This window comes from Streptomyces sp. Ru71, assembly GCF_002920535.1.
GTDB lineage: Bacteria > Actinomycetota > Actinomycetes > Streptomycetales > Streptomycetaceae > Streptomyces.
Genome location: NZ_PQSS01000015.1, coordinates 18882 through 44955 on the forward strand (window position 1 = coordinate 18882; position 26074 = coordinate 44955).

Consider the following 26074-nt stretch of genomic DNA (forward strand, 5'->3'; position numbering starts at 1 on the left):
CCGGGCCGGAAACTGCACTGACTGGTGCAGTTTGGTGGGCTCGTCATTGCAACTGAACGCTCCCGGACCCTAGAGTGCACTCGTCAGTGCATTTTTTCGCTCGCACGCGTCAACCTTCCCCGTCCTCCTTCGACCGACCGGAGAAGCGTCATGGCACAACCCCCGGACGAACGTCTCGACCCGGCACTGCGCCGGCTGATCGCAGTGATCCTGCTCGGCGGGATCATGGGCATCCTGGACGGCTCGATGGTCGCCGTCGCCGCCGAGACCCTGGCCGAGGACTTCCACACCTCGCTCGCCACGATCAGTTGGGTCTCCACCAGCTATCTGCTGGCCCTCACCGTCTCCATCCCCGTCACCACCTGGGCCGTCGACCGGTTCGGCGGCCGCCGGCTGTGGCTGCTCGGCCTGGTCGTCTTTCTCGCCGGCTCCATCGGCTCGGGCCTGGCCTGGAACGCGGGCAGCCTCATCGTCTTCCGCGTCGTCCAGGGCCTCGGCGCGGGCCTGCTCGACCCGCTGATGCTCACCCTGCTCGCGCGCTCCGCCGGACCCGCCCGCGCCGGGCGGGTGATGGGGCTGATGGGCGTCGTCGGCTCCAGCGGCCCGGTGCTCGGCCCCGTCGTCGGCGGGATCATCCTGCAGGGCCTGCCGTGGCGGTGGATGTTCCTGGTCAACGTGCCGATCGGGCTCGTCGCCCTGCTGCTCGCGCTCAGGACGGTGCCGAGGGACACCCCGCCCGTCGACCAGCAGCACACCCCGCTGGACGTCCTCGGCATCGCCCTGCTCGGCCCCGGCGTCGCCTCCGGCGTCCTCGCCCTGTCCCAGGCCGCCGAGCGCGCCACGGTCACCGTGTGGCAGGTCCTCGTACCGCTCGCCGCCGCGATCGTCCTGCTCGGCGGGTACGCCGTGCACGCGCTGGGCGCCCGGCGCACCCCGCCGCTGATCGACCTGCGGCTGTTCACCCGGCGCAGCTTCTCGGCGAGCGTCACGGTCGGTTCGCTGGTGGGACTCGCCACCTTCGCGAGCCTGTTCGCGCTGCCGCTGTACTACCAGCAGGCGCGCGGCCACGGCACGTTCGCGACCGCGCTGCTGCTGGCGCCGCTCGGGGTCGGCTCCGCGATCTCCATGCCGCTGACCGGGCGGCTGTCCGACCGGATCGGCTCGCGCTACCTGGTGCTGGCCGGAGCCGTCGTCGCCGGGCTCAGCGCGCTCGCCCTCACCCGGGCCGGCGCCCACACGGCCGAGGCGTGGACGGCTGTCGCCGCCTTCACCCTCGGACTCGGACTGGGCTCGGTCGGCGCACCGACCATCGCGTCGCTGTACCGCACGCTGCCCCCGGCGCTCGTACCGCAGGGCAGTTCGGTGCTGTACATGCTCAACCAGCTCGGCGCGTCGATCGGCATCGCGCTCGTCGCGCTCGTCGTGCAGACGGCCGGCGACGGCGACGCCGTACGCGGATTCCACGCGGCCGCCTGGACCGTCACCGTGGCACTCGCCGTGACGCTGGCCGCCGCCACACTCCTGCCCGGTCCACCGAAACCGGCCCCGCAGGACGACGGCGGCGATGCCGCGGTCACCGAGGACGCCGAGGCAGTGGAGCCCGGCAGCGCCGTAACGGCCGTGGCGGGCAAGGGGGATGCGCAGTGAGCGCACTGGTCGTCGCGGGCGGCACGGACGGAATCGGCAAGGCGCTCGCCGAGCTGTATCTCGACCGAGGTGACACGGTCGTCGTCATCGGCCGGGCCGAGGACAAGGGCCGGGCGTTCCTCGACGCCGCCCGGGAGCGGGGCGCGGGCGAGCGGGCGCACTTCGTGCGGGCCGATCTCAGCCTGCTGGCGCAGACCTCCCGGGCCGTCGAGGAGATCCGGGACCTGCTGCCGGTGGTGGACGCGCTGGTGCTGTGCGCCCGGCACTACCGCTCGCTGCGGACCGAGACCCCGGAGGGCCTGGAGGAGAACTTCGCCCTGTTCTACCTCAGCCGCTATCTGCTGGGCCACGGACTCGTCGAGTCGCTGCGGAAGGCCGACCGCCCGGTCGTCGTGAACGTCGCCGGACCCGGCGCCGACCTCGGGCTGGTGCGCTGGGACGACCTGCAGCTGCGGCGCGGCTACCACGGGGGAGCGGCGCTGGGGCAGGGAGGCAAACTCAACGACCTTCTCGGTGTGTCCTTCGCCGAGCGGTACGGGGTGACGCCCGGCATCCGCTACGTCCTCATCCACCCCGGGGTCACCGCGACCAGCTTCTCCGGCGTGTACGACGAGGCGACGCTGCCCCACATCAAGTCGATGCAGCGGCACGCCAAACCGGTCTCGGCGGCGCTGCCGCCGATCGTCGCCGCGATCGACTCGCCGCCGAACGAGCCCCTCAGCGCGTTCGTGGAAGGCCACCGCATCGGTGTCGACTCACCGGGCTTCGACCGCCGTGCCGCCCGGCGGCTGGAGGAGCTCACCGAGCAACTCCTGTCGGGCGTCTGACATTCCTGCCAAAACCTTGCGCACTTCTGAGACGGCGCCTCTTGGGCGCGGGGGAGGACCCGACGGACACTGGCCCCGTCCGGCGGATCTTCCCCCGCCCCCTCCCCCGGAACCTGCCCGAGGAGCCTCGTATGTCATCGCAGCCTTCCCCCACCACTGCCCGGCCCGTGCTGGACGACCCCGACAGCGCCACAGCGCTCGTCACCACGGTGGCGGTGTCCGGCCCCGGGCAACAGCAGGAGGTCGCCGAGTCGTTGGCCGCCCACTGGGAGTCGCGTCCCTGGCCGCGGGAGCTGATCTCGCTGACCGTGTACACCGACGGCGACGGCGACTCGGTTCTGGTCTACGCCCAGTGGTCGTCGCCTAAGGCGCCGGCACAGGCGCTCGGCGACGGCGGGAATCCGCTGCCGGACGGGCTCGGCGCGGTCGCCGACACGGTGGCCTTCCGGCACTACCGGGCCGTGCGGGGCACCGCCGTACCGGAGGATGCGCCCGCGCCGCAGTCGTTCCCGGTCGCCTTCTTCGACACCGCCGACGAGAGCGCCGCCCGCGCCTGGCTGGACGGCCTGCTGGAGTCGGAGGAGCGCTCCGAGGGCGAGGACCGCGCCTACCCCGGCGCGGTCGCCGCCCATCTGCACATCAGCCTGGACGGCACCCGCGTGCTCAGCTTCTCCGAGTGGCTCACGGAGGAGCAGGCGGTCGCCCACATCACGGCCGTGTGGGAGCCGGTGCTGAAGGAGTTCGGCGGCACCGGCTCGCTGTACCGGCACTTCCGGACCCTGCGCGGGTAGGCCCGGCCCCGCCAGGGGTCAGTGCGCGGTCCGGCGAGGGGTCAGTGCGCGGTCTCGGGCGGTGGCCAGGGCCCAGATCACGAAGGTGTCGATGGCCATCATCACCACGGACCACACCGGCGCGTACGGCAGGAAGAGGAACTGCATGACCAGGCTGAGCGAGGCCAGGAACATACCCGCCAGCCGCGCCCAGGTCATGTCCTTGAGCAGACCCCAGCCGGTGACCGCGGCCAGCGCCCCGACGACGATGTGGATGACGCCCCACCCGGTCAGGCTGATCTCGTAGACGTACGTACCGATCCGCGCGTACACGTCGTCCTCGGCGACCGCCGCGATGCCCTGCAGTACAGCGAGGACGCCGCTGCACAGCAGCATGACGGCGGCGAAGACGACCCCGCCCGCGGCCCAGCCGGCGCTGGTGTCGGACCGTTCCGGACACAAGGAGCTGTCCGGGCGGTTGGGCTGTGCGGCTTGCTGGCTCATGGGTGTCCCTTCAGCCGGCTCCGCGGGTGAAGACCCGCCTGGCGTCTTCGAGCCTCGGGGGGAGCGCGGGCGCACGGCCATGCGGGCTGCGCCGACCGGGTGATGCGCTCTCGCTGTCGGCATGCGCTCGCGGGCCGGCGCCCTTTCACTGGGACGGAGCGAGAATCCGGCGGCGAAGGAGGCGGCATGGCGGGACACCGGCACCGGGCACGGAGTGCGGCGGCAGTACTGCTGACGGCGGTCGTGGCGACGACGGCTGTCGGCTGCTCGGACGACAGCGGCTCGTCCGGCACCCCGAGCAACGCGGCGTCGGCCGCCGCCTCCGCGGCCTCCCGGGGAGCGTCGGCGGCATCGTCACTGGCGTCGCAGGCGGCGTCGGCCGCGTCCTCGCTCGCCTCCGAGGCGTCGGAAGCACTGGCCTCCGCGAGCGCCGAGGCCAAGCGGCAGCTTGAGGAGGCCGGGAAGGGCGTCGACGCCGAGGACGATGTGAAGCTCGGCGCCGTCACCACCGGCAGCGACGGACGTGTCGCGGTCCCGGTGACCGCTCACAACACCGCCGACTCCGCAAAGTCGTTCGCGGTGCAGGTCACCTTCAAGGACGCGGACGGCAACCTGCTGGACACGGTCGTCGTCACGCTCAAGGACGTGCCCGCCGGTAAGTCCGACAACGCCGTCGCGAACAGCCACCGCAAGCTGACCGCCGGCGTACGGGCCGACATCGGCACGGCCCTGCGCTACTGAGCCCGACCGGCCGGACCGGCCGGCCCGGCCAACGGTCACCGGGCGCCGTCCCGGCTCAGCGGGTCATGGCGTGACCGTTCCGTCCTCGGATGCCGCCAGGGCCAGCGGCCTGGGCGAGCCCGAGGGCACCTTGCGGACGAACGCCGAGCGCAGAGCGTGGTACGGGGCGTCGGGGGTGAAGAAGATGCGGCGCATCCGGGCCAGTTCGTCGCGCCGGTACTCGGTGAGTGCCCGCCGGGACTCGTCACGCTCCCGCCTGGCCCGTTTGGCGTCGAGGCGTTCGCGCAGATCCGCCGAACGCGCCAGCGTCGCGGCCAGGCGGTCGACGTCGTGGCCGAACGCCGAGGGCGCGGCCGGGACCAGCCGGTCGACCAGGCCGAGCCGGGCGGCGGAGACGGAGCTGACCGGCAGCGCCTCCCGCACCAGCCGTGCCGCGGTCTCCGCACCGGCACGCCGGGGCAGGCTGTAGGTCCAGTACTCCGACCCGTACAGCCCCATGCGCCGGTAGTGCGGGTTGAGCACGGCCCCGGTACGGCACCACACCTCGTCCGCGGCCAGGGCGAGCATCACCCCGCCGGCCGCCGCGTTGCCGCCGAGCGCGGCGACCACCAGCCGGTCCGTGGTCCGCAGCACCGCCTCGACCAGGTCGTTCATGGCGTTGAGGTTGGTCCACGACTCACCGGCCGGATCGGCGGCGGCCTCGATGACGCCCAGATGGATGCCGTTGGAGAAGAAGTCCCGTCCGCCGCTCAGGACCAGCACCGGGGTGGGCCGCTCCAGGGCGTGCCGGTAGGCGGCGAGCAGCCGGCGGCACTGCTCGGAGCTCATCGCCCCGCCGGGGAAGGAGAAGGTGAGGAAGCCGACGTCGCCGCGCTGCCGGTAGCGGATGTCGGCCCAGGTGCGCCGCTGCGCGGGCAGTTCGAGCGGCACGGGGACCTCGGGGACGCCCCGCAGCCGGTCGCCGAGCACATCGGTGGCGGGCCGGCGGAAAGGGTGGGGGTCGCCGGAGACCCGGCGGGGCCGCAGCTCCGGGATCCACACCGCGCCGTCCCGGGTGGCCCGGCAGACGGCACCGTGGCGAGTGGCCAGCAGTTCGCCGGGTCGGCCGCGCAACGCGTCCTCGGGATACCCGCCGTGCAGGAACAGTTCCTGGCCGAGGAGGGTGTCGCGCACCCCGGGCTGGGAGTCGGCGCCGCGCAGCTTGCGCAGGACGGTGTCGGTGTCGTCCTTGTGCCAGTCGATCCGCCGCCGCTCCTGCCGGAAGAACTCCCGCCGGACGACCTCGACCGACGGATCGCTCTGCCGCTGCGGTTTGTAGGAGCCGCCCGCGTAGCGCTCCACGGCTTGCAGGACCGCGGCCACCGCCGCGTCGGACACCTCGCCCCGGTACAGGTCGCTCTTGCCGACCGGCCGCACCGCGAAGGGCACCGACGCCCAGATGTCCCCGGCGTCCATGCCCGCCTCGGCCTGCAGGACCGTCACCCCCCAGCGCGGCACCCCCTCGGCGATGGCCCAGTCGAGCGAGGACGGGCCGCGGTCACCGGGCGGACCCGGGTGCACGATCAGACAGGTGTGCTCCCGCCAGATGTCCTCCGGAACGGCCGTCTTGAGCATCGGTGCGACGATCAGATCGGGGCCGAACTCGCGCACGGCCGCGCGGACCGCGTCGTCACCGTGCGAGGCGAGCACCACGTCCAGGCGGTGGCCGCGGTCGGCGAGTTCGGCGTACACCCGCTGGCACAGGCTGTTGAGGGCGCCGGCGACGAGGAGGATGTCCATACGGCCTCTTCACGGGGGACGAAGCGGAGGGCGGATGCCCCGGACCGACAGCAGGATCGTCGCATCATCGACACCGGCTGTGGACCGCAACGACCGGTATTGTCGATTTCCGCTCGGATGGCCCACCGCGGCAGGCCGACTGCCGCTACCGTGCGGGGCGTTCCGCTCTCTCATCCCTTGAGCAGAGGCAGGCAGGGGTCGGCGAGGAGGGCGTCCAGGTCGGGGTCGGCGTCCGCCGCCCAGGCCGCGTAGCCGTCGGGGCGGACCAGTACGGCGCCGGGCAGTCCGTCCACCGGCTCGGCGCGGACCGCGTCGAGGTCGGGCGGGAGGACACCCGCGAAATCCAGCAGGACGGGCTTGCCGGTGCGGAACAGTGACGGGTCGACGCCGGCCACCCGGTGACCGGCCAGCGGGTGGCCGCCGGGCACGTCGTAGGAGTGCGCCAGCCCCGACATCAGCCCGGCCAGATGCCGGTTGGCCTCGGGCAGGCGCATCAGGTCGATGAACACCTCGCGCAGTTCGGCGATGTCGGCGCTGGGGCGCGGGTCGGCCAGGACGCGCTGCGCCCGGGTGATGTGCAGCGCCCAGGCGCCGGCGGGGTGCCGTTCGGCGTGGTAGGTGTCCAGCAGGTCGGCCGGCGCCCGGTCCCGCAGCACCGCGGCCAGCTTCCAGCCCAGGTTGAAGGCGTCCTGCACGCCCAGGTTCAGGCCGAGCCCACCGAACGGCGGGTGGATGTGCGCGGCGTCCCCGGCGAAGAACACCCGGCCCAGCCGGTAGTCGTCGACCTGCCGGGTGGCGTCGCCGAACCGGGAGGCGTTGTCCACGGCGGCCAGCACGGTCTGCTCGCCGTACACGACGCGCAGCAGCTCGGCGATCTCCTCGAAGGTCACCGGCCTGTCCCTGGCCCCCTCCTCCGCGTCCGCCACCCCGCCGGTGAACCGGTAGCGGTCGCCGCCCACGGGCACCAGCATCACCCAGTGGCCGTCGGTCTCGCGGGTGAGCGTGCTGACCTGCCCGAGGGACGTCGGAACGAGATCGGACACCGAGGACAGCCGCACGTCGGCCAGCACCGCGGTGAACGTCCCCGCCCTGCCGGGGAACGGCACGCCGAGCAGCTTCCTGACGCTGCTGTGTCCGCCGTCGCAGGCCACCAGATACGGGGCCGCCATGCGTCGGTCGCCGGCCGTCACCACCACGCCGTCGTCCGACTGCTCCACCGCCGTCAACGGCGTGCCGCGCAGCACCTCGACGCCCAGCGCCGTGGCGCGCTCCTCCAGCACCTCCTCGATCTCCCACTGCGGGATGAAGAGCGGCTGGGGGTGCGCGGTGTCCCAGGCCGTGCAGTCGAGCGGCACGGGCAGCAGCGCGAAGTTGCCGCCCACCGGCTCGCGGGAGAACGCCCTTGCCCGCATCGGCTCCAACAGGCCGCGCAGTTCCAGCAGTTCCTGGGTGCGCGGCTGGATCGCGCCGCCCTTGGTCTGCTCGATCCGGGCCGGCAGGCGCTCCACCACCAGGGTTTCCACACCGGTCAGCGCCAGCTCGCAGGCCAGCGTCAGCCCGGTGGGGCCGGCGCCCACCACGATCACTTCGGTCATCGGTCCTCCTCGGGTCAACCGGGTGCAAATCTACACTCGGTGCAGAAAAAAGCTACACCGGGTGCAGGAAAGTTCCAAGTGCAGGTTTTCGCTACGCTGGACGCATGACAGGGCTGAGGGAACGCAAGCGGGCTCGGACACACGCCGCCATCTCGGACGCGGCCATCGCGCTCTTCCTGGAGCACGGCTTCGACCAGGTGTCGGTCGCGCAGGTGGCGGAGGCCGCCGAGGTGTCCAAGCGGACGGTGTTCGCCTACTTCCCCACCAAGGAGGACCTCGTCGTCCACCGCTTCGCCGACCACCGGACCGAAGCGGCCCGCGTGGTGCGCGCCCGCCCCTCCGGCACGGGACCGCTGGCCGCCCTGCGCGCCCACTTCCTGGCCGCCCTGCGCGACCGCGACCCGGTCACCGGCCTCAACGACGTGCCGCAGATCCTCGCCCTGACCCGCATGGTCCGGGAAACCCCGGCGCTGCGGTCGGCGGCGCTGCGTTTCCAGGAGGGGGCCGAGCAGGCGCTCGCGGAGGCGCTCCAGGAGGCCGTCGGCGTACCCGATCTGACCGCGCGCCTGGCTGCGAGCCATGTGCTGAACACGCAGTGGCTGCTGTCCATGGACAACTTCCGGGCGCTGGCCGCCGGCCGCTCCGCCGACGAGCGTTACCCCGAGGCGGTCGCGGACGCCGAGCACGCCTTCACGCTGCTGTCGAAGGGGCTGGGCGGGTACCTGTAGGGGCCGTCGACCGAACGGCTGTCGCCTGACGCACCGTCACCGGTCCCGTCGACGGCGGCCCCGACGCCGCCCGTTCAGGCGGCGGACCGGCTGTCCGCCCGGGCGCGGGTGGCTGTGGGGGAGGCGGCGGGAGCTGCCTCGCCCGCCCCGGGTATGCCGAACAGCGGCAGGCCGTGGCGTGCGCGGAACCGGCGGGCGTACACGGCGGTCACCGCGGCGACCAGGGCGAGCAGCGCGACGGACTGGACGCGGGCGAGCAACGGGACCACGTCCGTGGGAAGGGCGAGCGCGGCCAGCACTCCGGACCCGCCGTCGAGGAGCTGCTCCGCGCCCCACAGAAGGGTGAGGAACCGCAGCGCCCGCCGGAAGTCGGCGCTCTCCCGCCACAGCCGGCTCCGGGCCCGGGCCGCCGCTCCCCGGTGCAGCCGCTGACCGAGCTGGAAGGCCAGCGGCCTGCCGGTGAACCCGGTGCCGAGCACCCAGCCGCCGACCACGAGGGACAGCACCGCGTCCTTGCACAGCAGGACGCGGGTCCCGCCGCCCATGAAGGACGCCAGTCCGGCGGCGGCCAGCAGCACGGTGAAGAACAGGTCCACCCCGTCGATCCGCCGATGCCGTATCGCGCCGGACAGCAGATGCAGTGCCGGTGGTGCGCCGCTCAGCAGCAGCGCCGTGGCCTGGCCGGCGCCCAGAGCACGGGCCGCGTAGTAGACGACCAGCGGCAGGAGGATGTCGACGGCGAGGGAGACCAGCGGGCCGTAGAGCCTCCCCGTCGGCTGCGCGCCGCTTGGCTTCCCGCCGGTCGGCTTCCCGGCCGTGCCCGACCCTGCGATGTGATCCGTCGTGTGCGTCATGGTCGTCCCTCCTCCTTCGCGGGACCCGCGGCAGGTGGCGGCGGGTGACGTGCGCCGACCGGCGTTCCCGAGTCGCGGGCGGACGCCCTGCGATCTGCGCAGAACGTTAGGTGTCGGACAAGCCCTGTCGGATCGGAGCAGGGGTGGAGAACCGGGTGGACATCAGGTGGAGGAACGGGAGGGGCGATTCACGCCCAGGTACTGCACCCCAGGGTGCAGAGCCCCGGTCGCGAGGCCGGTGCCGGGGCGTTGTCAGACCCGTCTGCGATGGTGGGTGCACCGGTGGCAGAGACGTCACCCGGATCGGCGTCGAAGGGGGAGACCGTGGAAACGCGCAGCGACGGCTGGGCCGGCATGGGCTGGGACGGATGGCAGGATCACGACGAGGTCCTGCGACGGCTGAACCAGGGTGCGGATCCGGAGGTGTGGGGCGGGGGACGACCGCTGCACCGTGCCGCGGCCTTCGGCTCGCCCGAGGTGGTGACCGAACTGGCCCGGCGCGTCGCGGACGTGGACGCGACCGAGGACGGGGCGACCGCGCTGTGGGAGGCGCTGTTCGCGGGCCGGCCCGGCAACGCCCGGGCCCTCGCCGCCGCCGGGGCCGATCCGTGGCGCCCCCTCATCGGCGGCTGGTCACCGGGGCGGCTCAGCCTGGCCGGTCCGACGCCGGACCTGTTCCCGCGTCCGGACGGCGAGCCGGGGCTGACCGAGCAGGAACAGGCGAGCGCCGACGAGGGCCGGCGCCTCGTCGCCGCACTGGGCACCTTCCACTACGACGGCCTGGGCCTGGCATGCGTCGCCGGCATCGACGCCGACGAGGCGATACGCAGGCTTGAGGCGACGCCGGCCGACGGCGAGGAGATGCGCGAACTCGTGGAGGATCCGTACGAGTACGACCTCGACGAGAGCCTGTCGTTCGTCGGGGTCACCACGGTGCCGGGCGGCTGCGTCGTCACCCAGCCGTGGGGGTACGCGCCGTCGATGCCCGGCGTCCAGACCCGGTTGTCCGCCGGCACCGTGAGCTACGGCCTGTACGCCAACCCCAAGAGCGGCAACCAGGGCAGCGTCACGCGCGACGGCGTCATCGAGGGATGGGACCTGCACCCGGGCGGTGCGCCGTGGCCGGACGCGACCTCCGAGGAGGTGCTGCGGTCCTATCTGTACTCCTCCCACGCGGTGGCCTACTGCTGCGCCTATGTGGGACTGCGGCTCACCGACGCACGAGCGGTCGTCGGCCCGCCCGACGCGTGGGTGCGACTGCCCGAGGCGGACTACTGGTCCCATTGATCCATGGCAGTGACACACGAGCAGTTGGCGGGGGCGGCGCGCGCCGCACTGGGTGGCGGGCGGCGGCTGGAAGCCGTCGAGCGGGTCGCGGGAGGCAGCAAGAAGGGGGTCTACCGCCTGGTGATGGACGACGCGACCACCGCGATCGCCTACATCTGGGACGACAGCGAGAACTACTGGCCGTCGGCGGAGGGCGACGACGACCTCACCGACCCGTTCTCGCACGGTCTCGGGCTCGGCCTGTTCGAGGCCGCGCACGCGCGGCTGGCGGCGCTGTGCGTCCGCGTCCCGGCGATCCGTCTCGTCGGCCGCGCAGGCACCCACTGCGCGGCCGACCTGGCGATCGTCGACGACGTCCCGGGCGAGAACCTGGAGGAACTGCTCGCCCGCGATCCGCGCGCGGCAGCCCCCGTCATGGCCGAGCTGGGCGAGGCGCTGGAGCTGATGCGACGTCACCGGGCCCCGGCCTACGGCAAGGTGGCCGTGGTGGACGAGGGGCGAAGGTCGCGGGGGACGTCGTGCGAGGGCGTGGTGCTGGAGCGCGCCCTGCGTGACCTCGCCGAGGCGGCGGCGCGCGACACGCGGATCGCGTGCGAGCGTGACCGGCTGCGGGAGCGGCTGCTCGGCCTGGCGTCGGCGGTGCGGCCCCGCACGGAATTCGCCGTCGTGCACGGCGAGTTGGGACCCGACCATGTGCTGGTGGACGCGGACGGCCGTCCTGTGCTGATCGACATCGAGGGCTCGATGTACTTCGACGTCGAGTGGGAGCACGCCTTTCTGCGCATCCGTCTGGGTGACGCCTACGGTCCGCTCGCGGCCGGCGGGCTGGACGAGGACCGGCTCGCGCTGTACACGCTGGCGCAGCGGCTGTCGCTGACGGCGGGCCCCCTGCGGCTGCTCGACGGTGACTTCCCCGACCGGGCGGCCATGGCGGGCATCGCCGAGTACAACCTGACCAAGGCCCTGGAGTTCGCCCGCACCTGAACACCGCGTCGCCGCGATGGCTTCGTGGAGGCGGAAACACCCTCCATGGCCTCACGAGGCGGTCAGCGCAGGCCTCCGCTGCCGTAGGGACCGTACAGGTCGAGCAGCCGGGTCCGGGCGGCGTGCAGCCGGTGGGCGACGACGCCGCCCACCCACTGCGAGATGCTCCGCCCGAACTCGGGGTCGGCATCGCACAGCGCGCGCACGAACACGGCGTCGAACTCGTAGGCGCGCACCGGCGTCGAGGCCCTCGCCCCCAGCTGCCACATGTGCGGGGCGAAGAGCCAGGAACAGCCGACCAGCTCGTCGTGCCCGAGGGACTCGATGACGGCCGGCCGGCGGCCCGGTACCCGCATGTGCAGCTCGACCGTGCCGGTCCGGACGATCCAGAACCGGTCGGCACGGCCGCCCTCGTCGAAGATGCGGGCCCCCATCGTGAAGGCCACCTCCCGGCCGTTGTCCAGCAGCCGCTGCCGGTGCTCGGCGGGCAGCACCCGCGGCATGCTCGTCGTGAGGGGAGCGTTCATGGCAGGCCTCCAGAAGTCTCGACCCCTGCCCTGCCCAGCGTGGTCGCCCGTGAGGCGCCGGACCATGGGCCACTCGGCCCTGGCCGGGGACGTGCGGCCCCTGTGGCGGCGACCGCTGTGCGAAGAGGCTGGAAGCAGGTCGCCGAAGAGGAGGCATCCCTCATGGTCCGCACCGTGGTCGCCGGGCTCGACGGTTCCCGGGAGAGCCGGGGCGCCGCCGAGTGGGCCGCGCGCGAAGCAGCACTGCGTGGTCTGCCGCTGACGATCGTGCACGTCGCCGAACCGGTTCCCCTTCCGTGGGCGCAGGCTCCGCTCCTGGGTGAGGAGACCCGGGCGCGGTGGTCCGAGCGGATCTCCCGGGAAACGGCCGACGGCCTGCGGCTGCGTCATCCCGGTGTGGACCTCGCCGTGGTGCGGTTGGCGGGGCGGGCGGCCGACCTGCTGTCGGCCGCCGCCGCGGACGCGGAACTGATCGCTCTGGGCTCCCGCGGCATGAGCGGTGTCGCCGGCTACCTGGTCGGCTCGGTGGGACAGGCCGTGATCGCACGGACCCAGGTGCCCGTCGTACTCGTGCGGGCCGGTGAGCAGGCCGCCGACGAGCACGAGAGCGACCCGGTGGGCATCCCGTCCGCCGCCACCGCCTTCCGGCCCGTCGTCCTCGGTCTCGACACCGCCGGGCCGGCCGAGGAGCTGATCAGGTTCGCGTTCGACGAAGCCGACCGGCGCCGCACCGCCCTGCGCGTCGTGCACGCCTGGGCGCTGCCGACGTACTACCTCTACGGCCTGTCCCTCGATGCCGGGCTGCACGACAAGATCGCTCGGGACAAGGGCGCCGAGTTGGCCGAGGCGCTGCGCGCGTGGCGGCGCAAGTTCCCCGCCGTCGAGGTGGGCGAGGAGTCCCGCTCGGGCAGCGCCGCCGCCCTCCTGATCGACGCGGCGCACGCCGCCTCGCTGGTCGTCGTCGGCCGCCGCGTCCGCCGCGCCCCCGTCGGGCCGCACATCGGTCCGGTGGCCCACGCGGTGCTGCACCACGCCCCCGCCCCCGTCGCCGTGGTGGCGCACGACTGATCCGTGCGGCGGGCCCCACCGCCCCGCCGGACCGGCCGGAGTCACCGGCTCGCGCGACGTCGGGACAACAAGGAGAGGAGGCGGAGCGCCATGACCGTCAACGTGCTGGTCGCCTACGGGACGACCAACGGGTCCACCGCACGCATCGCCGAGACGGTCGCCGAGGTGCTGCGCAACCGGGGACTGGCGGCCCATGCCATGCCGGCCGGGGCCGTCAGGGACGTGACGCAGTACGACGCCGTCGTGGTCGGCGGCGCTCTGTACACCGGCCGCTGGCACAGGGACGCCCGCCGGTTCGTCCGCCGCAACCGGCGCGCGCTGTCGGTACGTCCCGTGTGGCTGTTCAGCAGCGGCCCGCTGGACCCGTCGGCGTCCGAGCGGGACATCCCGCCCGTGCCCGGGGTGCGGCGCACGCTGCTGCGGCTCGATGCCCGCGAGCACGTCACCTTCGGCGGCTGCCTGGAGGAGGGCGCGAAGGGACGCGTCGCACGGATGATCCTGCGTGGCGGCAAGGGCGGCGACTTCCGCGACTTCCCGAGGATCGAGCAGTGGGCGGCACGGGTCGCCGGTGAGATCGCCTCGGAGACCGACGGCTGACCGCTCGGTACGGCTTCGTCCCGAAGGCGTGGGCTGCCGCTCGGTCGCCGGTCACGCCGCCCTGACGAGGCGGTTGGCGAAGGTCGACATCGTGTAGGTGCCGATGGCCATGACGACCTCCAGCGCGTTGCGTTCGGTGTATCCGTGGGCGAGGAAGTCCTTGACGGTGTCGTCGTCGACGGCTCCGGTGGTGGCGAGGACGTCGAGGGTGAAAGCGCGGATCGCCGCGAGCCGTTCGTCCTCCGGGGCGCGTCGCTCGCGCAGGGCGGTGACGAGTGCGGGGTCCGCGCCGAGCTTGCGGAGCTTGCCGGTGTGCAGGGCGACGCACAGATGGCACTCGTTGCGGACGGCGACCGTCGTGATGACGACCTCCCTCGACAGCGGATCGAGGGTGGAGCGCTCGAAGCTCGCGCTCAGCGACAGGAAACCGTTGAGCAGCTCGGGAGATGCGGCAAGTCGGGCGACGGCGTCGGGCACCGCGCCGCCGGACGCGTCGGCCAGGGCCTGCATCGCCGGTCGCGACTCCTGCGGGGCGCTTTCCACGGTGTGTGCGGGGAACATGGAGCCTCCTAGAATGGTCAACATGGTTGACGACGAGATGATGGTAAACCAGGTTGCCTTTTCTGGGAAGGGAGACGGGAAGGGAGAGGGGCAGGGCGCCGGGAAGGACGGCGGCAGGGGAGTGGGGCAGGGGGAGCCGCGCGCCGACGCAGGTCGCCCGAGAGCCGGCTACGAGTTGCCGCTGCTGCTGTTCGCGGGCTTTCGCACGCTCATCGACGAGCTGCACACCGAACTCGCCCGGCAGGGACACCCCGAGGTCCGCCCGGCGCACGGATTCGCCCTCCAGGCCATCGGGCCGGACGGCAGTGTCGCCACCGACATCGCCCGCCGCCTGGGCATCTCCAAGCAGGCGGCGGGCAAGACCGTCGACCGCCTGGTCGCGCTGGGCTACGCCGAGCGCGCCGACGACCCCGCCGACGCCCGCCGCAAACTGGTCCGCCTGACAGCGCGCGGCTTCGACGTACTGGCCCGCTCGGCCGCGATCTTCGACCGGCTGCGCGCCGACTGGTCCGCCGAGCTGGGCGAGGAACGGGTGAGCGCTATGGAGGACGACCTGCGCGCGGTGGTGTCCCCCGGAGCCTTCCGGCTGGACGCGGCCGGGTGGATCGGCGGCGCGATCTGATCGCCCCGGCAGGACGACGACGTACGGGATCCGGCGCGTACGCCTCGCGGGGGCGCGGCCTCATGACCGTGACATCGTCCCGTGGGGGAGGCGTGCGAGGCAGGGAAGCCGCGGCCCGGGCCCGACCCGACGGTGGCACACCGGAGCCGCCGGCCGGGCCCGACCGTCGCCGCCGTCCCGGGAGCGGGCCATGACCCCGGGGGGCGACGGCGTCCCGTGCGTACGGGAGGTTTCCGCGCCCGGACGTCCCAGGGGTTCGGCTGACCCAGGGCCCATGGCCCCGAGGCGGCTCCGCGATGCCGGCCCGGTCCGGCCGCGAGCGGTGGTGCCGGTCCCGCTCCGCGCGGTGCCTGTCCCTTACCGTGGCCTTCGGTGCGGTACCTCCGTGCAGGAGATGGGGAGCGAGACCGTGGCGTTCGCGGAGTCGGCCGAGGGTGGAAAGCCGCCCTCCCGTGAGCCGGCCGGGGCGCCCGAGCGGCGGTCCTGGGCGCCGCTGCTGGCAGTGTGCGCCGGCTACTTCATGGTGATCCTGGACGTGACCGTCATCAACGTCGCGGTGCCGGTGATCGGCCGGCAGCTGTCCGCCTCGCTCACCGGCATCCAGTGGATCACCGACGGCTACACCCTGGTCTTCGCCGGGTTCCTGCTCACCGGCGGCGCGCTGGGCGACCGGTTCGGCAACCGCAGGGTCTTCTGCTCGGGCGTGGCGGTGTTCACCGCCTCCTCGGCCGCCTGCGCGCTCGCGCCGAGCAGCGCCTTCCTGGTGGCCGCCCGGCTGGTGGAAGGGCTGGGCGCGGCGCTGATCGTGCCCGGTTCACTGGCCCTGCTCCAGCAGTCCTATCCCGGGCCGGCCGCCCGCTCGCGCGCCTTCGGACTGTGGGGCTCGATGGCGGGCATCGCGGCGTCCGCCGGGCCACTGCTCGGCGGCCTGCTGGTGTCCACGGTGGGCTGGCGCTGGGTCTTCCTCGTCAACCTGCCCGTCGGCGCGGCCTGCCTGCTGCTCACGCTGCGCCATGTGGCGCCCTCGCCGCGGTGCGCCACCCGGCCCCTGGACTGGCCCGCGCAGTGCGCGATCGTGACGACCGTGGCCCTGCTGACGGGCGCACTCAACGAGGCGGGGCGGCGCGGCTGGTCCGACCCGGCGGTTCTCGCCGGTCTGGGCCTCGCGGGGACGGCGGCCGCGGCGTTCGCGGTGCGCGAGCGGCTGGCCCGCTCACCCGTCCTGCCGCTGGGCCTGCTGCGCTCCCGCGAGCTGAGCGGCGGAGCCGTCATCGGCCTGTTGTTCAACTTCGGCTTCTACGGCATGGTCTTCACCGCGAGTCTGGACTTCCAGCACCAGCGTGGCTTCAGCGCCCTGCGCACCGGGCTCGCACTGTTCCCGGCCGTGGCGATGACCATGTTCGCCTCCGTCCTGTCCGGGCGGCTGACCCGCCGTACCGGCGATCGACCGCTGGTGGTCTCCGGCATGCTGCTGGCCGCCCTGGGGCTGGCGGGCTGGGCCGCGGCCGGGGACGACCCCGCCTACGCGCTGCTGGTGGTGCCCCTGATGGCCGCCGGATTCGGGACGTCCTTCGCGCTCACCGGTGCGACGTCCACCGTGATGGGCGCCGTACCCGCGGCCTCGGCGGGTGCCGCCTCCGCGCTGTTCAACACCACCCGGCAGATCGGCAGCGCCACCGGCGTGGCGCTCGGCGGCAGCCTGCTCGCCGCGGCCGCCGACCCCGCCACCGGGCTGCGCACCAGCATGGCCGTCGGGGCGCTCGCCTACCTGACCGCCGCGGGCCTGGCGTGGCTGTGCGTACCGGCGAGCACCGGGCAGAAGTGACGGGCACCCGGCGCGAGAACACCGTGCTGTGGCACAGGGGGCTGGTTGGGCTGGTGGTGCCGGGGCACCCGGTGCGTCGGCCGGCCGAGGGGCCGGCTTCCTCCAGCTCCACGGAGGCGCACGTGGCCATTCGTCACCCCTGGGCCCCTTCCGGTTGTCCAACGAGACGATCGTGCGCCGCTGCGAGGAAGGGGCCGGGTGGAGCTGGAGGCCCACGCCGGGCGCCTGGGCACGGCGCGCACCGCGAGCGAGCTGCGGCCGTGGAGCGAGCGCCCCCGGAGCCAACGCCGCACGCGCCGCGCTGCGCCGCCACCGCCCACCGGGCCGGGCAACGGCTCCTGGCCCGCGGGAACCGCACCGGGGAGCGAAGCTGACGCCAAGAGCCAAGGTGGGCGCATCCGCCCGCGACCCCGGACGGGAAAGGCAAGGAGAGCCCCGGGCCGCAGGGGCCGGCTGACGGACGGGCGTGCCCGGACCGGCAACGGCAGGGAAGGAAGGCGCCGATGGACAGCAGTCCGCTCACCGACCGGACCGTGGTGGTGACCGGAGCCGCCCGGGGACTGGGCGCGGCGCTGGCGCGCGAGGCCGCCCGGCGCGGCGCCCGCGTAGCCCTGCTCGGCCATGAACGCGCCGCCCTGGAGGCCGTCGCGGCATCGCTCCCCGGTCCGGCGCTCGCCCTGGAGACCGACGTCACCGAGCCGGAGGCGCTCGCCGCGGCGGCGCGCACCGTCCACGCCCGCCTCGGGCCGGCCTCGGTCGTGATCGCGAACGCCGGTATCGCCGAGGGCGGTCCGTTCCTGGCGTCGGATCCGGTCACCTGGCGGCGGGTGGTCGACGTGAACCTCGTCGGCAGCGCCTACACCGCCCGCGCCTTCCTGCCCGACCTGATCGCCACGGCGGGTTACCAGCTCCAGGTGGCGTCCCTGGCTTCGCTCGGCGCCGCCCCCCTGATGAGCGCCTACTGCGCCGCCAAGGCAGGCGTGGAGGCCTTCGCGCACAGCCTGCGTGCCGAGGTGGCCCACCGCGGCGTCGGCGTCGGGATCGCCTACCTCGGCTGGATCGACACCGACATGGTGCGGGACGCCGACCGGAGCGACGTCCTGCGCGAGCTGCGCGCGCACATGCCGCCGCCGGCCCGCCGGGTGCACAGCCCGGAGCTGGCCGCCGCCCGGCTGGTCCGGGCCGTGGAGCGCCGCCGTACCGCCGTCTACCTGCCCGCCTGGCTGCGGCTGGTGCAGCCGGTGCGTGCCGCGCTGCCGCCGGTCGTCCTGCGCGTCACCCGCCGCCGGCTGCCCGGCCTGGAGGCCGGGGGCCTCCTGCGGGACACCGGGCCGCTCGGCGCGGGCGGCCGGGCCGACCGCGCGGCACACCGGTCGGGCGGCTGGCCTGCCAACCGCAGCTGAAAGACGTGCGGACCGAGGCCGGCCGTGTCCTGAGGCACGCCCGGGCTGCGCATCCGTAACCGCCGACCGCACGGTAGAGACCGGGAGGCACACCTGAACTCCCCACGGACCCGACCCACGACAGACGACCGGCGGCAAAGGCGGGCGCATGCGAGACGAACACCCCGACACGACGACCGGGCCCCGGCCCAACCCCTCCGGCGAGCCCCTGACCTGCCTGGTGACCGGTGCCAGCGGCTACATCGGCGGCCGGCTGGTGCCGGAACTGCTGGACGCGGGTCACCGGGTGCGCTGCCTGGTCCGCACCCCGCGCAAGCTGCGCGACCAGCCCTGGGCGGACCGGGTGGACATCGTCCAGGGCGACGTCACCGACGCCGCCTCCGTGGCCCGGGCGATGCGGGGCGTCGACGTCGCCTACTACCTCGTGCACGCGCTCGGCAGCGGCCGCGACTTCGAACAGACGGACCGGGAGGCCGCCCGCGTCTTCGGCGACCAGGCCCGCGGGGCCGGCCTCCGCCGCCTCGTCTACCTCGGCGGACTCACCCCCGAGGGCGTCCCCGAGGCGCGGCTGTCCCCGCACCTGCGTTCGCGCGCCGAGGTCGGCCGCATCCTGCTCGACTCCGGTGTGCCCACGGCCGTCCTGCGCGCCGCCGTCATCATCGGCTCCGGCTCGGCCAGTTTCGAGATGCTGCGCCACCTCACCGAACGGCTGCCGGTGATGGTCACCCCGCGCTGGGTGCACACCCGGATCCAGCCGATCGCCGTACGGGACGTGCTGCGCGTCCTGGTGGGCTGCGCCGGTCTGCCGCCCGACGTCAGCCGCGCCTTCGACATCGGCGGCCCCGACGTGCTCACCTACCTGGAGATGATGCGCGGGTACGCCGCCGTCGCCCGGCTGCCGAGGAGGCTCATCCTGCCCGTGCCCGTGCTCACGCCCGGCCTGTCCAGTCAGTGGGTGGGCCTGGTGACCCCGGTGCCGGCCTCGATCGCCCGCCCGCTGACGGAGTCGTTGCGCCACGAGGTGGTGTGCCGGGAGCGGGACATCGAGCGGTATGTGCCCAACCCGCCGGGCCATCCCCTGGGCTTCGCGCGGTCCGTGGACCTGGCGCTGCGCCGGGTGCGCGACGCGCAGGTCAGCACCCGCTGGTCCTCCGCCTCCGTGCCGGGCGCTCCCAGCGACCCGCTGCCCACCGACCCGGACTGGGCCGGTGGAACCCTGTACACCGACGTGCGGGAACGGGACGCGGACGTCGCCCCGGACGCGCTCTGGCAGGTCATCGAGGGCATCGGCGGGGAGAACGGCTGGTACTCCTTCCCGCTCGCCTGGGCCGTACGCGGCTGGCTCGACCGCCTCGTCGGAGGCGTGGGCCTGCGCCGCGGCCGGCGGGACGCCCGGCGGCTGCGGGTGGGCGACTCGCTGGACTTCTGGCGGGTGGAGGAGATCGAGCGCGGGCGGCTGCTGCGGCTGCGCGCCGAGATGCGGCTGCCCGGTCCGGCCTGGCTGGAGATGTACGTCCACGACGACGGCGGCGGAAGGGTCCGCTACCGGCAGCGGGCGCTGTTCCATCCCCACGGGCTGCTCGGCCACCTGTACTGGTGGAGCGTCTCCCCGTTCCACGCGGTCGTCTTCGGCGGCATGGCCCGCAACATCGTCCGGGCCGCGGCACGCGCCCAGGACTCCCGCACCACGCCGGCCGCAGCGCCTGCCGGCCGCCGGCGTCCAGCGGAGAGAAGCTGACCCATGCACGTCCGTGTCGTCCTGTTCACCTCCGATCTGCGCGTGCACGACCACCCGCCGCTGTGCGCCGCCCTGCAGGCCGCCGACGCCGTCGTCCCGCTGTTTGTGCGCGACCGTGCCGTGGCGTCGGCCGGGTTCGCCCCGCCCAACCGCAGTGCCTTCCTCGCCGACTGCCTGGCCGACCTCGACGCCTCGCTGCGCGCCCGCGGCGGGCGGCTCGTGGTCCGCTCCGGCGACCTGGTCGAGGAGGTGTGCCGCGCCGTGACCGAGGCGGACGCCGACGAGGTGCACATGGCGGCGGCGCACAGCGGCTTCGCCACCCGCCGCGAGGACCGGCTGCGCCGCGCCCTGGAGGCCGACGGCCGCCGCCTGTTCGTGCACGACGCGGTCACGGTCGCCGTGCCGCCGGGCGAGGTGACCCCCTCCTCGTCGGACCACTTCGCGGTCTTCACCCCGTACTACCGGCAGTGGGCGCGGGTCCCCCTGCGCGCCGTCGCCGCCTCCCCTCGCCGGGTGCCGGTCCCTGACCACGTGGGGGGCGAGCCCCTGCCCGCGCGCGGCGACATCACCGGCGTCTCGCCCGCGCTGCCGGCCGGCGGCGAGAGCGCCGGACGCAAGCGGGTGACCGCCTTCTGGCGGCGTGGCCTGGACGCCTACGCCGACACGCACGACGATCTGGCCGCCGACGCCACCTCTCGGTTCTCCGCCCACCTGCACTTCGGCACCCTGTCGCCCGTGGACCTGGTCCACCGGGCCCGCCGGCGCGACGGTCCGGGCGCCGACGCGTTCGTACGGCAGCTCGCCTGGCGCGACTTCCACCGTCAGGTGCTCGCCGCCCGCCCGGACGCCGCCCACGCCGACTACCGCACCAAGCGCGACCGATGGCGATCGCGGCACACCGCCGGAGCCGACATCGAGGCGTGGCAGGAGGGCCGCACCGGCTACCCGGTGATCGACGCCGCGATGCGGCAACTGCGCCACGAGGGCTGGATGCACAACCGGGCACGGCTGCTGACGGCGAGCTTCCTCGCCAAGACCCTCTACGTCGACTGGCGCGTCGGAGCCGCCCACTTCCTGCACTGGCTCGTCGACGGCGACGTGGCCAACAACCAGCTCAACTGGCAGTGGATGGCCGGCACCGGCACCGACACCCGGCCGGGCCGGGTCCTCAACCCCGTCACCCAGGCGAAGCGGTACGACCCCGACGGCACCTATGTCCGGCGCTGGCTGCCCGAACTCGCCGGCCTCGACACCCCGTCGGTCCACGAACCGTGGAAGCTGCCGGCCGGGCAGCGCGCCGCGCTCGACTACCCGGAGCCGGTGGTGGCCCTTTCCGAAGGGCTGGACCGGTTCCGGCGGGCCCGCGCCGGCCTTCGGTGAGCCACCGCTCCGGCAGCCTCAGCGCGTCCAGTCGTCGCCGTAGGGCCGGCTCAGCGTTTCCACGGCCTCCCGCAGCCCGGCGCAGCGGGCGAAGCCGGCCAGGGCCCGTCGGCCCCAGCCGGGTCCGACGGGCAGTACGGCGGGCCGCCGGCGCGCACCCGGCGCTCCCCAGGTGAGCCCGGCGACATGGCGGGCCAGCGGCACCGACGCGGTGGAGCGGGTCTGCGCCCACAGCACGACCGCGGCCGGGCCGGTGCGCCGTACACAGGCCAGCAGTGCCTCCGCCGGCACCGCGGCACCCAGCGTCCGGGTCGGCACCCCCCGCTCACCCAGTGCGGCGGTCAGCGCCTCCAGGGCCAGCGAGTGCTGTTCGCCGGGGGTGCACGCCAGCACCACGGGCGGGGCCCCGGGGAGCGGTTCGGCCCGGGGCAGCAGGAACGGCGCACTGCGCAGGGTGCTGGAGACGTGCCAGGACAGCAGGTGCTCGACCTCCACATAGCGGTCGCCGGACGACTCCCATTTGCGGCCGACGGCACGCAGCGCGGGCACCATCACCTCCTCCCAGGCCACCGTCAGTCCGTGCCGCCGGACGCTCTCCACGAGCCGGCGCTCCATTTCGGGTGCGTCCATCCGCACCGCGGCACGGGCCAGGCCCCGGCACTCCTGCCGTACGTCGCCCAGCGGGAGCCCGCTGCCGGCGCCACCGGGGCGCACCGGGGGCGGGGAGGGCGGCGTGCCGACGGCCCGGGTGGACGCGCGTGCCGGTTCCGGCGGGGACCCGTCGGCGCCGTCCGCGGCGAACCGCAGCCGGGCCACACGTGCCGCCTCGGCCGGCGGGACGCCCGTCGCCGTCAGCCGGCACATCTCCTCCACCATCGCGATGTCACGGGGTGCCCAGCGGCGGTGCCGCCCCCGGACGCGCACGGCCGGCCCGATCCCGTACCGGCGGTCCCAGGAACGCAGAGTGGTCGGAGACACGCCGAGCCGACGGGCCAGCGCCCCTGTCGTCACGCCCGCGGCGGTCCTGTCGTCGGGGGACTCGATGTCAGCGGCCATCCGGTCGTCGAGGGGCAAGTCGTCGGGGGGCAAGCCTCCCACCTCCCGCCGAGCGGACAGCCATTCCGATGCGCAATCGATGCGAGTTGTCTCCATGCTCCTCCCGCGCGCAGGGTGAAGCAAGACCCGCTGTCCCTTTCCGGGCAGTGGCGGCCCGGGTGGTGGCTTCGCACAGGAGGCTCGACATGAACCCGCTCCCATCGGCCCCCACCGCGTTGGCCGACCCCGTCGAGTGGGGCGCCTGTGATGACTGGGCCGTGCTGCACCGCCGGTGGTCCGGACTCGTGCACGCCCTGGCCAGGCAGGCGCTCGGAGACCCGCGGGAGGCGGAGGACGTCACCCAGCAGGTGTTCGCCGCGGCCTGGCGGGGCCGCGACGGTTACACGCCGGAGCGGGGCACGTTTCCCGCATGGCTGGTCGGCATCACCCGGCGCAAGGTGGCGGACGCCCTCGCCGCCCGCGCCCGGCGTGCCGAGCTGGCCGCGGCCGCCGCCGGCCTGCTGCCGTCACCGGGGGAGCAGGCCGGCGGCGACCCCGAGGCGGCGCTGGACCGACTGGTCGTGGGGCGGGCTCTGGAACGGCTCAGCGAGCCACAGCGCCGGGTGCTGAGGCTCGCCTTCTACCAGGACCTCACCCAGACGCAGATCGCCCGCGTGACGGGGTGGCCCCTGGGCACGGTCAAGAGCCACACCCGCCGCGGCCTGGACCGCATGCGCCGCCGACTGCTGGAGGAGGGCGTGCCGCCCACCTGACAGGGCGGTGAGAGCAGCTCGGTGCGCTTATGTCCGATGCAGTTTCGTTGCAGGCTGTGGGGACGAGCGAAGCCGGCCCGACCGCGCTCGATAGGCCATGCATATCAGCGCATACCTGGACAAAAGCTGTCCACCCCACCTAGCTTGAGTGACACCTCTGCCGGGTGGACGACGCACCACATGCCCGGCGGCTCCCGTGGCCTCGCGGCCGTCGGCTGCCGTCGGTCGACCCGTGATGGGAGGACGCCACCGTGAACTGGCTCGACCTGGCCGCCTGCCGCTTCGAGGACCCCGAGCTCTTCTTCCCCCTCACCGAGGACGGTGCCTCGCTGGCCCAGATAGAACGGGCCCGGCGGATCTGTCACGGCTGTCCGGTCCTGCGCGAGTGCCGCACCTGGGCGGTCCGGCGTGGTGAGACGGACGGCGTGTGGGGAGGGCTGACGGCACGTCAGCGCAAGTCCCTGTCCGCGGGCCGCGCGACCGACCAGCGCACCCGGCGGCTGTGAGGCCCCAGCGGGACGGCACGCACCGACCAGCCGCGGGGCCCCGCCGTTCACCTGCTGCCGGCAGGCCGATCGGACGGACGGGTGCGCACGTCGCCGCCCCGGGGCCTGAGCGGCACGCCCGCCTCGGTGAGCACACGGTGCACGAAACCGTACGACCGGCCGTGGGCCTCGGCTATGGCGCGGATCGAGCGTCCCTGCTCGTACTCCCGTTTGAGGTCGTCGGCCAGTTCCTGGCGTTCGGTACCCGTGATCCACTTTCCCTTGGACACGCAGATCTCCCCTCGCGACGTCGAGACGTGATCACCGGTTGCCCACGCCGCCGCGATCCATGTCGACCGGTGCGCAGACATAGAGGCCCGGTGTGTCGAGTCACGTCCGACCTGCGCGCGGCCTCACCCGGCTCGTCCTCCATGCCTCGACCAGCCGGGACGAATTCGCCAGGCCACGCCACCTCTTCCGGCGCACCGGAACACCCGCCAGCATGTATCGCTCCGGACGGGCTCCCAGTGGGCCACAACGGGTCGGCCGCGGCATGCCCGCGGTCGTGCCCGGTGCCGCCCGCGCCCGTTCCGGCAGGAGCGAGGGCAAGGGGTGGGCATGCGCAGTGCGACGGTTCAGCGCGCGGTCGAGTGGCTCGCGGCGGCTGCCAGGGATCCCCGGGCGTGCAAAAGGGACTGGGACCGTGGCACGGGCACGGTCCTGCTGGAAGCCGGACGCATGTGGGACGTGCTCAGCGTGCCCGAGCGGCTCGGCCTGTGCGCCCTGGACGTGATGCACCGCACGGTGCCGGGCCCGCTCGGGCCCACCCTGGTGGACTGCGTCGCGCACAGAGTCGGCTTCTTCCTGCCGCCGGACCCGGCCGGGGCGTGGGAAGGGGTGGGGGTGCGCCACTCCGGCGCCGGCGCCTGGGTCGCCGTGCCGCCGCCCTACCGTGCCTCCGGGTGCCTGGAGTGGCTCGTGCCGCCGGACGGGTGCGGAACCCTGTACGACGCGCACCGGCTGGAGCCGGCCCTGCGCGAGGCGTCCGGCGTCCTCACCCTGCTGACGTCCGACGCACTCCTCACCCGCGACGCCGGCACGCCCCGGTGTTTGTGAGCGCGACGAGGGGCAAGCCGAACCCCATGAGTGAACCGAGCAAGGGAACGGATCAGCGCGACCCCAAGACCGCTGACGGAGTGTCGACCATCACGCTGGCGGCCGGACGCGCGGCGGACGACGCGTCCGGCGCCCTGGACACCGCGGCCAGGGGCCTGGAAGCGGGCCGGCAGGCGGCGATCGCCGCGTCCGGGCAGGTGACCGCGGCGGCCAGGACGGCCTGGACGGCCATCGCGCAGCGCAAGCTCGTCGCCACGGGGATCGGCGCGGGCCTGACCGCGCTGAGCGCCGCGTCCTACGCCGTGGGCCGCCGCTCCTCCCGGCGCCCGCAGGGCCCCCTGACCCGCCTGACGGGCGGCCGCATCTGACGGCCCGCGGGACCCGGCGCAACAGGCACCCGCGGGACCCGGCGCAACAGGCGCGCGCCGGGTCCGGCGTCTCCCGCATCGGTCTGCGGCAGGCTCCTCCCGCTCCGCGGTCAGGCGACCGCCGCCCGCCGTGATCCCGGGGTGTGTGGCGTTACCCGGGCGGGGGTGGGTAGGCGCGGATGTGACGCGAGGAGTGAAGGCGGTCGTGGTGGACTCGATTCCGGTGGGCGAAGGCGGCGTCACCCCGGGCGCGCGGACCGTGGGGACGCGGGTGTCCCTGGACGGGGCCGGCGCGCGGATCGCCCACGCCCGGGACCTGGCCGCCGCCTTCCTCACCCGTGCGCGGGCCGAGCACGGGCTGGCGGTCTCGCAGCGCGCCGTGGACGTGACCCAGCTGGTGGTGAGCGAGCTGGTCACCAACGCCCACAAGTACGCGCCCGGCCCGGTTCTGATGGACCTTCGGATCGTCGGCGCCCTGGTCGAGGTGGCCGTCTGGGACTCCGGTCCGGGTCTGCCGGTGGCCCGTCCGGGGGACGTGGGCAGGGTGGGGCAGCACGGCCTGGAGATCGTGATGGCCGTGCCCAGAACCTGGAGGTGGAACGGGAACCGGTGGGCAAACGCGTCACCGCCCGCATCGCCCTGCACGACGGCTCCGACGACGCGGCCGCCGGAGCGTGGTCTGTGTGACAAGGCACCGCTTGGGCTCCGGCCCAGGCGCGAATCACCCGGACGGGCGAGCCTGAGATGTCCGCGGCGAGGCACCCGGACGAAGCGCGTGCCTCGCCTGCGAAACCTCTTCCGAGCAGCCGGGGCCCCGCCCAGTGGTCCGGCCCGGCCACGTTGCGCCCACGACCGGGCCG

The 26074-nt window shown here is 74.1% G+C and carries 26 protein-coding genes and 1 pseudogene; 19 read left to right on the forward strand and 8 right to left on the reverse strand.

The annotated features are described in order from the left end of the window. Positions 1-150: 150 nt before the first annotated feature. The 3 genes from C3489_RS12120 (at position 151) to C3489_RS12130 (ending at position 3265) form a co-directional block, all read left to right on the forward strand. On the forward strand, positions 151-1647 hold the full coding sequence (locus C3489_RS12120) for a DHA2 family efflux MFS transporter permease subunit (RefSeq protein ID WP_103781768.1): 1497 nt from the start codon (positions 151-153) through the stop codon (positions 1645-1647). After that, the gene (locus tag C3489_RS12125) at positions 1644-2474 is read left to right on the forward strand and encodes an SDR family NAD(P)-dependent oxidoreductase (protein WP_103781769.1); all 831 of its coding nucleotides are present in this window, start codon (positions 1644-1646) and stop codon (positions 2472-2474) included. Before C3489_RS12120 ends, C3489_RS12125 begins: the two co-directional genes overlap by 4 nt. Before the next feature lie 131 nt (positions 2475-2605). Next, the gene (locus C3489_RS12130; protein ID WP_103781770.1) at positions 2606-3265 is read left to right on the forward strand and encodes a hypothetical protein; all 660 of its coding nucleotides are present in this window, start codon (positions 2606-2608) and stop codon (positions 3263-3265) included. 18 nt (positions 3266-3283) lie between these two features. Here the strand turns inward: C3489_RS12130 and C3489_RS12135 are convergent, their stop codons facing one another. Beyond that, complete coding sequence (locus tag C3489_RS12135; RefSeq protein ID WP_103781771.1) at positions 3284-3748, reverse strand: hypothetical protein; 465 nt, start codon at positions 3746-3748, stop codon at positions 3284-3286. A 186-nt stretch (positions 3749-3934) separates the two neighbouring features. Between C3489_RS12135 and C3489_RS12140 the strand changes: the two genes are divergently transcribed. Then, a complete protein-coding gene (locus C3489_RS12140) occupies positions 3935-4489 on the forward strand; it encodes a hypothetical protein (protein ID WP_103781772.1) in 555 nt (184 codons plus the stop codon). A 63-nt stretch (positions 4490-4552) separates the two neighbouring features. Here C3489_RS12140 and C3489_RS12145 read toward each other — a convergent pair whose 3' ends face one another. Both C3489_RS12145 and C3489_RS12150 read right to left on the reverse strand, forming a co-directional pair. Next, the gene (locus C3489_RS12145; protein WP_103781773.1) at positions 4553-6268 is read right to left on the reverse strand and encodes an enoyl-CoA hydratase-related protein; all 1716 of its coding nucleotides are present in this window, start codon (positions 6266-6268) and stop codon (positions 4553-4555) included. Between the two features lie 170 nt (positions 6269-6438). Further along, positions 6439-7863: an FAD-dependent oxidoreductase gene (locus tag C3489_RS12150; protein ID WP_103781774.1), complete on the reverse strand. Its 1425-nt coding sequence runs from the start codon at positions 7861-7863 to the stop codon at positions 6439-6441. 104 nt (positions 7864-7967) lie between these two features. On the opposite strand from C3489_RS12150, the gene C3489_RS12155 reads away from it, so the two are divergent. Continuing rightward, positions 7968-8591, forward strand: a complete 624-nt coding sequence (locus tag C3489_RS12155) for a TetR family transcriptional regulator (protein ID WP_103781775.1) — start codon at positions 7968-7970, stop codon at positions 8589-8591. 74 nt (positions 8592-8665) lie between these two features. Here the strand turns inward: C3489_RS12155 and C3489_RS12160 are convergent, their stop codons facing one another. Next, positions 8666-9445, reverse strand: coding sequence for a VC0807 family protein (locus C3489_RS12160; RefSeq protein WP_258054666.1), 780 nt, complete (start codon positions 9443-9445; stop codon positions 8666-8668). A gap of 324 nt (positions 9446-9769) precedes the next feature. On the opposite strand from C3489_RS12160, the gene C3489_RS12165 reads away from it, so the two are divergent. Continuing rightward, complete coding sequence (locus C3489_RS12165) at positions 9770-10732, forward strand: ankyrin repeat domain-containing protein (RefSeq protein ID WP_258054667.1); 963 nt, start codon at positions 9770-9772, stop codon at positions 10730-10732. Positions 10733-10735: 3 nt separating this feature from the next. Next, positions 10736-11716 carry a phosphotransferase family protein gene (locus C3489_RS12170; RefSeq protein WP_181139643.1) on the forward strand — a complete coding sequence of 327 codons (981 nt, stop codon included), beginning with the start codon at positions 10736-10738 and terminating at the stop codon, positions 11714-11716. 62 nt (positions 11717-11778) lie between these two features. Here C3489_RS12170 and C3489_RS12175 read toward each other — a convergent pair whose 3' ends face one another. After that, the gene (locus tag C3489_RS12175) at positions 11779-12243 is read right to left on the reverse strand and encodes a cyclic nucleotide-binding domain-containing protein (RefSeq protein WP_103781778.1); all 465 of its coding nucleotides are present in this window, start codon (positions 12241-12243) and stop codon (positions 11779-11781) included. Between the two features lie 162 nt (positions 12244-12405). On the opposite strand from C3489_RS12175, the gene C3489_RS12180 reads away from it, so the two are divergent. After that, positions 12406-13311 carry a universal stress protein gene (locus tag C3489_RS12180; RefSeq protein ID WP_103781779.1) on the forward strand — a complete coding sequence of 302 codons (906 nt, stop codon included), beginning with the start codon at positions 12406-12408 and terminating at the stop codon, positions 13309-13311. Positions 13312-13401: 90 nt separating this feature from the next. After that, positions 13402-13908 carry a flavodoxin domain-containing protein gene (locus tag C3489_RS12185; RefSeq protein WP_103781780.1) on the forward strand — a complete coding sequence of 169 codons (507 nt, stop codon included), beginning with the start codon at positions 13402-13404 and terminating at the stop codon, positions 13906-13908. 51 nt (positions 13909-13959) lie between these two features. Here the strand turns inward: C3489_RS12185 and C3489_RS12190 are convergent, their stop codons facing one another. Then, positions 13960-14469: a carboxymuconolactone decarboxylase family protein gene (locus C3489_RS12190; RefSeq protein ID WP_103781781.1), complete on the reverse strand. Its 510-nt coding sequence runs from the start codon at positions 14467-14469 to the stop codon at positions 13960-13962. Between the two features lie 121 nt (positions 14470-14590). Here C3489_RS12190 and C3489_RS12195 point away from each other — a divergent pair, with 121 nt between their 5' ends. The 5 genes from C3489_RS12195 (at position 14591) to C3489_RS12215 (ending at position 21437) form a co-directional block, all read left to right on the forward strand. Next, positions 14591-15091: a MarR family winged helix-turn-helix transcriptional regulator gene (locus tag C3489_RS12195; protein ID WP_374936733.1), complete on the forward strand. Its 501-nt coding sequence runs from the start codon at positions 14591-14593 to the stop codon at positions 15089-15091. 394 nt (positions 15092-15485) lie between these two features. Next, the gene (locus tag C3489_RS12200) at positions 15486-16916 is read left to right on the forward strand and encodes an MFS transporter (protein ID WP_103781782.1); all 1431 of its coding nucleotides are present in this window, start codon (positions 15486-15488) and stop codon (positions 16914-16916) included. Between the two features lie 503 nt (positions 16917-17419). After that, a complete protein-coding gene (locus C3489_RS12205) occupies positions 17420-18319 on the forward strand; it encodes an SDR family oxidoreductase (protein ID WP_103781783.1) in 900 nt (299 codons plus the stop codon). A gap of 148 nt (positions 18320-18467) precedes the next feature. Continuing rightward, positions 18468-20057: an SDR family oxidoreductase gene (locus tag C3489_RS12210; protein ID WP_103781784.1), complete on the forward strand. Its 1590-nt coding sequence runs from the start codon at positions 18468-18470 to the stop codon at positions 20055-20057. Positions 20058-20060: 3 nt separating this feature from the next. After that, the gene (locus tag C3489_RS12215; RefSeq protein ID WP_103781785.1) at positions 20061-21437 is read left to right on the forward strand and encodes a deoxyribodipyrimidine photo-lyase; all 1377 of its coding nucleotides are present in this window, start codon (positions 20061-20063) and stop codon (positions 21435-21437) included. A gap of 18 nt (positions 21438-21455) precedes the next feature. Here C3489_RS12215 and C3489_RS12220 read toward each other — a convergent pair whose 3' ends face one another. Beyond that, positions 21456-22493, reverse strand: a complete 1038-nt coding sequence (locus C3489_RS12220) for a MerR family transcriptional regulator (RefSeq protein WP_103781859.1) — start codon at positions 22491-22493, stop codon at positions 21456-21458. 185 nt (positions 22494-22678) lie between these two features. On the opposite strand from C3489_RS12220, the gene C3489_RS12225 reads away from it, so the two are divergent. Both C3489_RS12225 and C3489_RS12230 read left to right on the forward strand, forming a co-directional pair. Then, entirely contained in the window at positions 22679-23245 is a 567-nt protein-coding gene (locus C3489_RS12225; RefSeq protein WP_103781786.1) for a sigma-70 family RNA polymerase sigma factor, read from the forward strand. A gap of 251 nt (positions 23246-23496) precedes the next feature. Further along, positions 23497-23751 (forward strand): WhiB family transcriptional regulator, encoded by a 255-nt coding sequence (locus C3489_RS12230; RefSeq protein WP_103781787.1) that lies wholly within the window; start codon positions 23497-23499, stop codon positions 23749-23751. Positions 23752-23798: 47 nt separating this feature from the next. On the opposite strand, the gene C3489_RS12235 is transcribed toward C3489_RS12230, so the two are convergent. Continuing rightward, positions 23799-24020 (reverse strand): helix-turn-helix domain-containing protein, encoded by a 222-nt coding sequence (locus C3489_RS12235; RefSeq protein ID WP_103781788.1) that lies wholly within the window; start codon positions 24018-24020, stop codon positions 23799-23801. A 328-nt stretch (positions 24021-24348) separates the two neighbouring features. Between C3489_RS12235 and C3489_RS12240 the strand changes: the two genes are divergently transcribed. From C3489_RS12240 to C3489_RS39340, 3 genes and pseudogenes are all read left to right on the forward strand, one after another. Further along, entirely contained in the window at positions 24349-24846 is a 498-nt protein-coding gene (locus C3489_RS12240; protein ID WP_103781860.1) for a hypothetical protein, read from the forward strand. Then, the gene (locus C3489_RS12245; RefSeq protein WP_103781789.1) at positions 24837-25214 is read left to right on the forward strand and encodes a hypothetical protein; all 378 of its coding nucleotides are present in this window, start codon (positions 24837-24839) and stop codon (positions 25212-25214) included. The genes C3489_RS12240 and C3489_RS12245 overlap by 10 nt, the downstream gene beginning before the upstream one ends. A 208-nt stretch (positions 25215-25422) precedes the next feature. Continuing rightward, positions 25423-25901, forward strand: a pseudogene (locus C3489_RS39340) (ATP-binding protein). Positions 25902-26074: the final 173 nt, after the last annotated feature.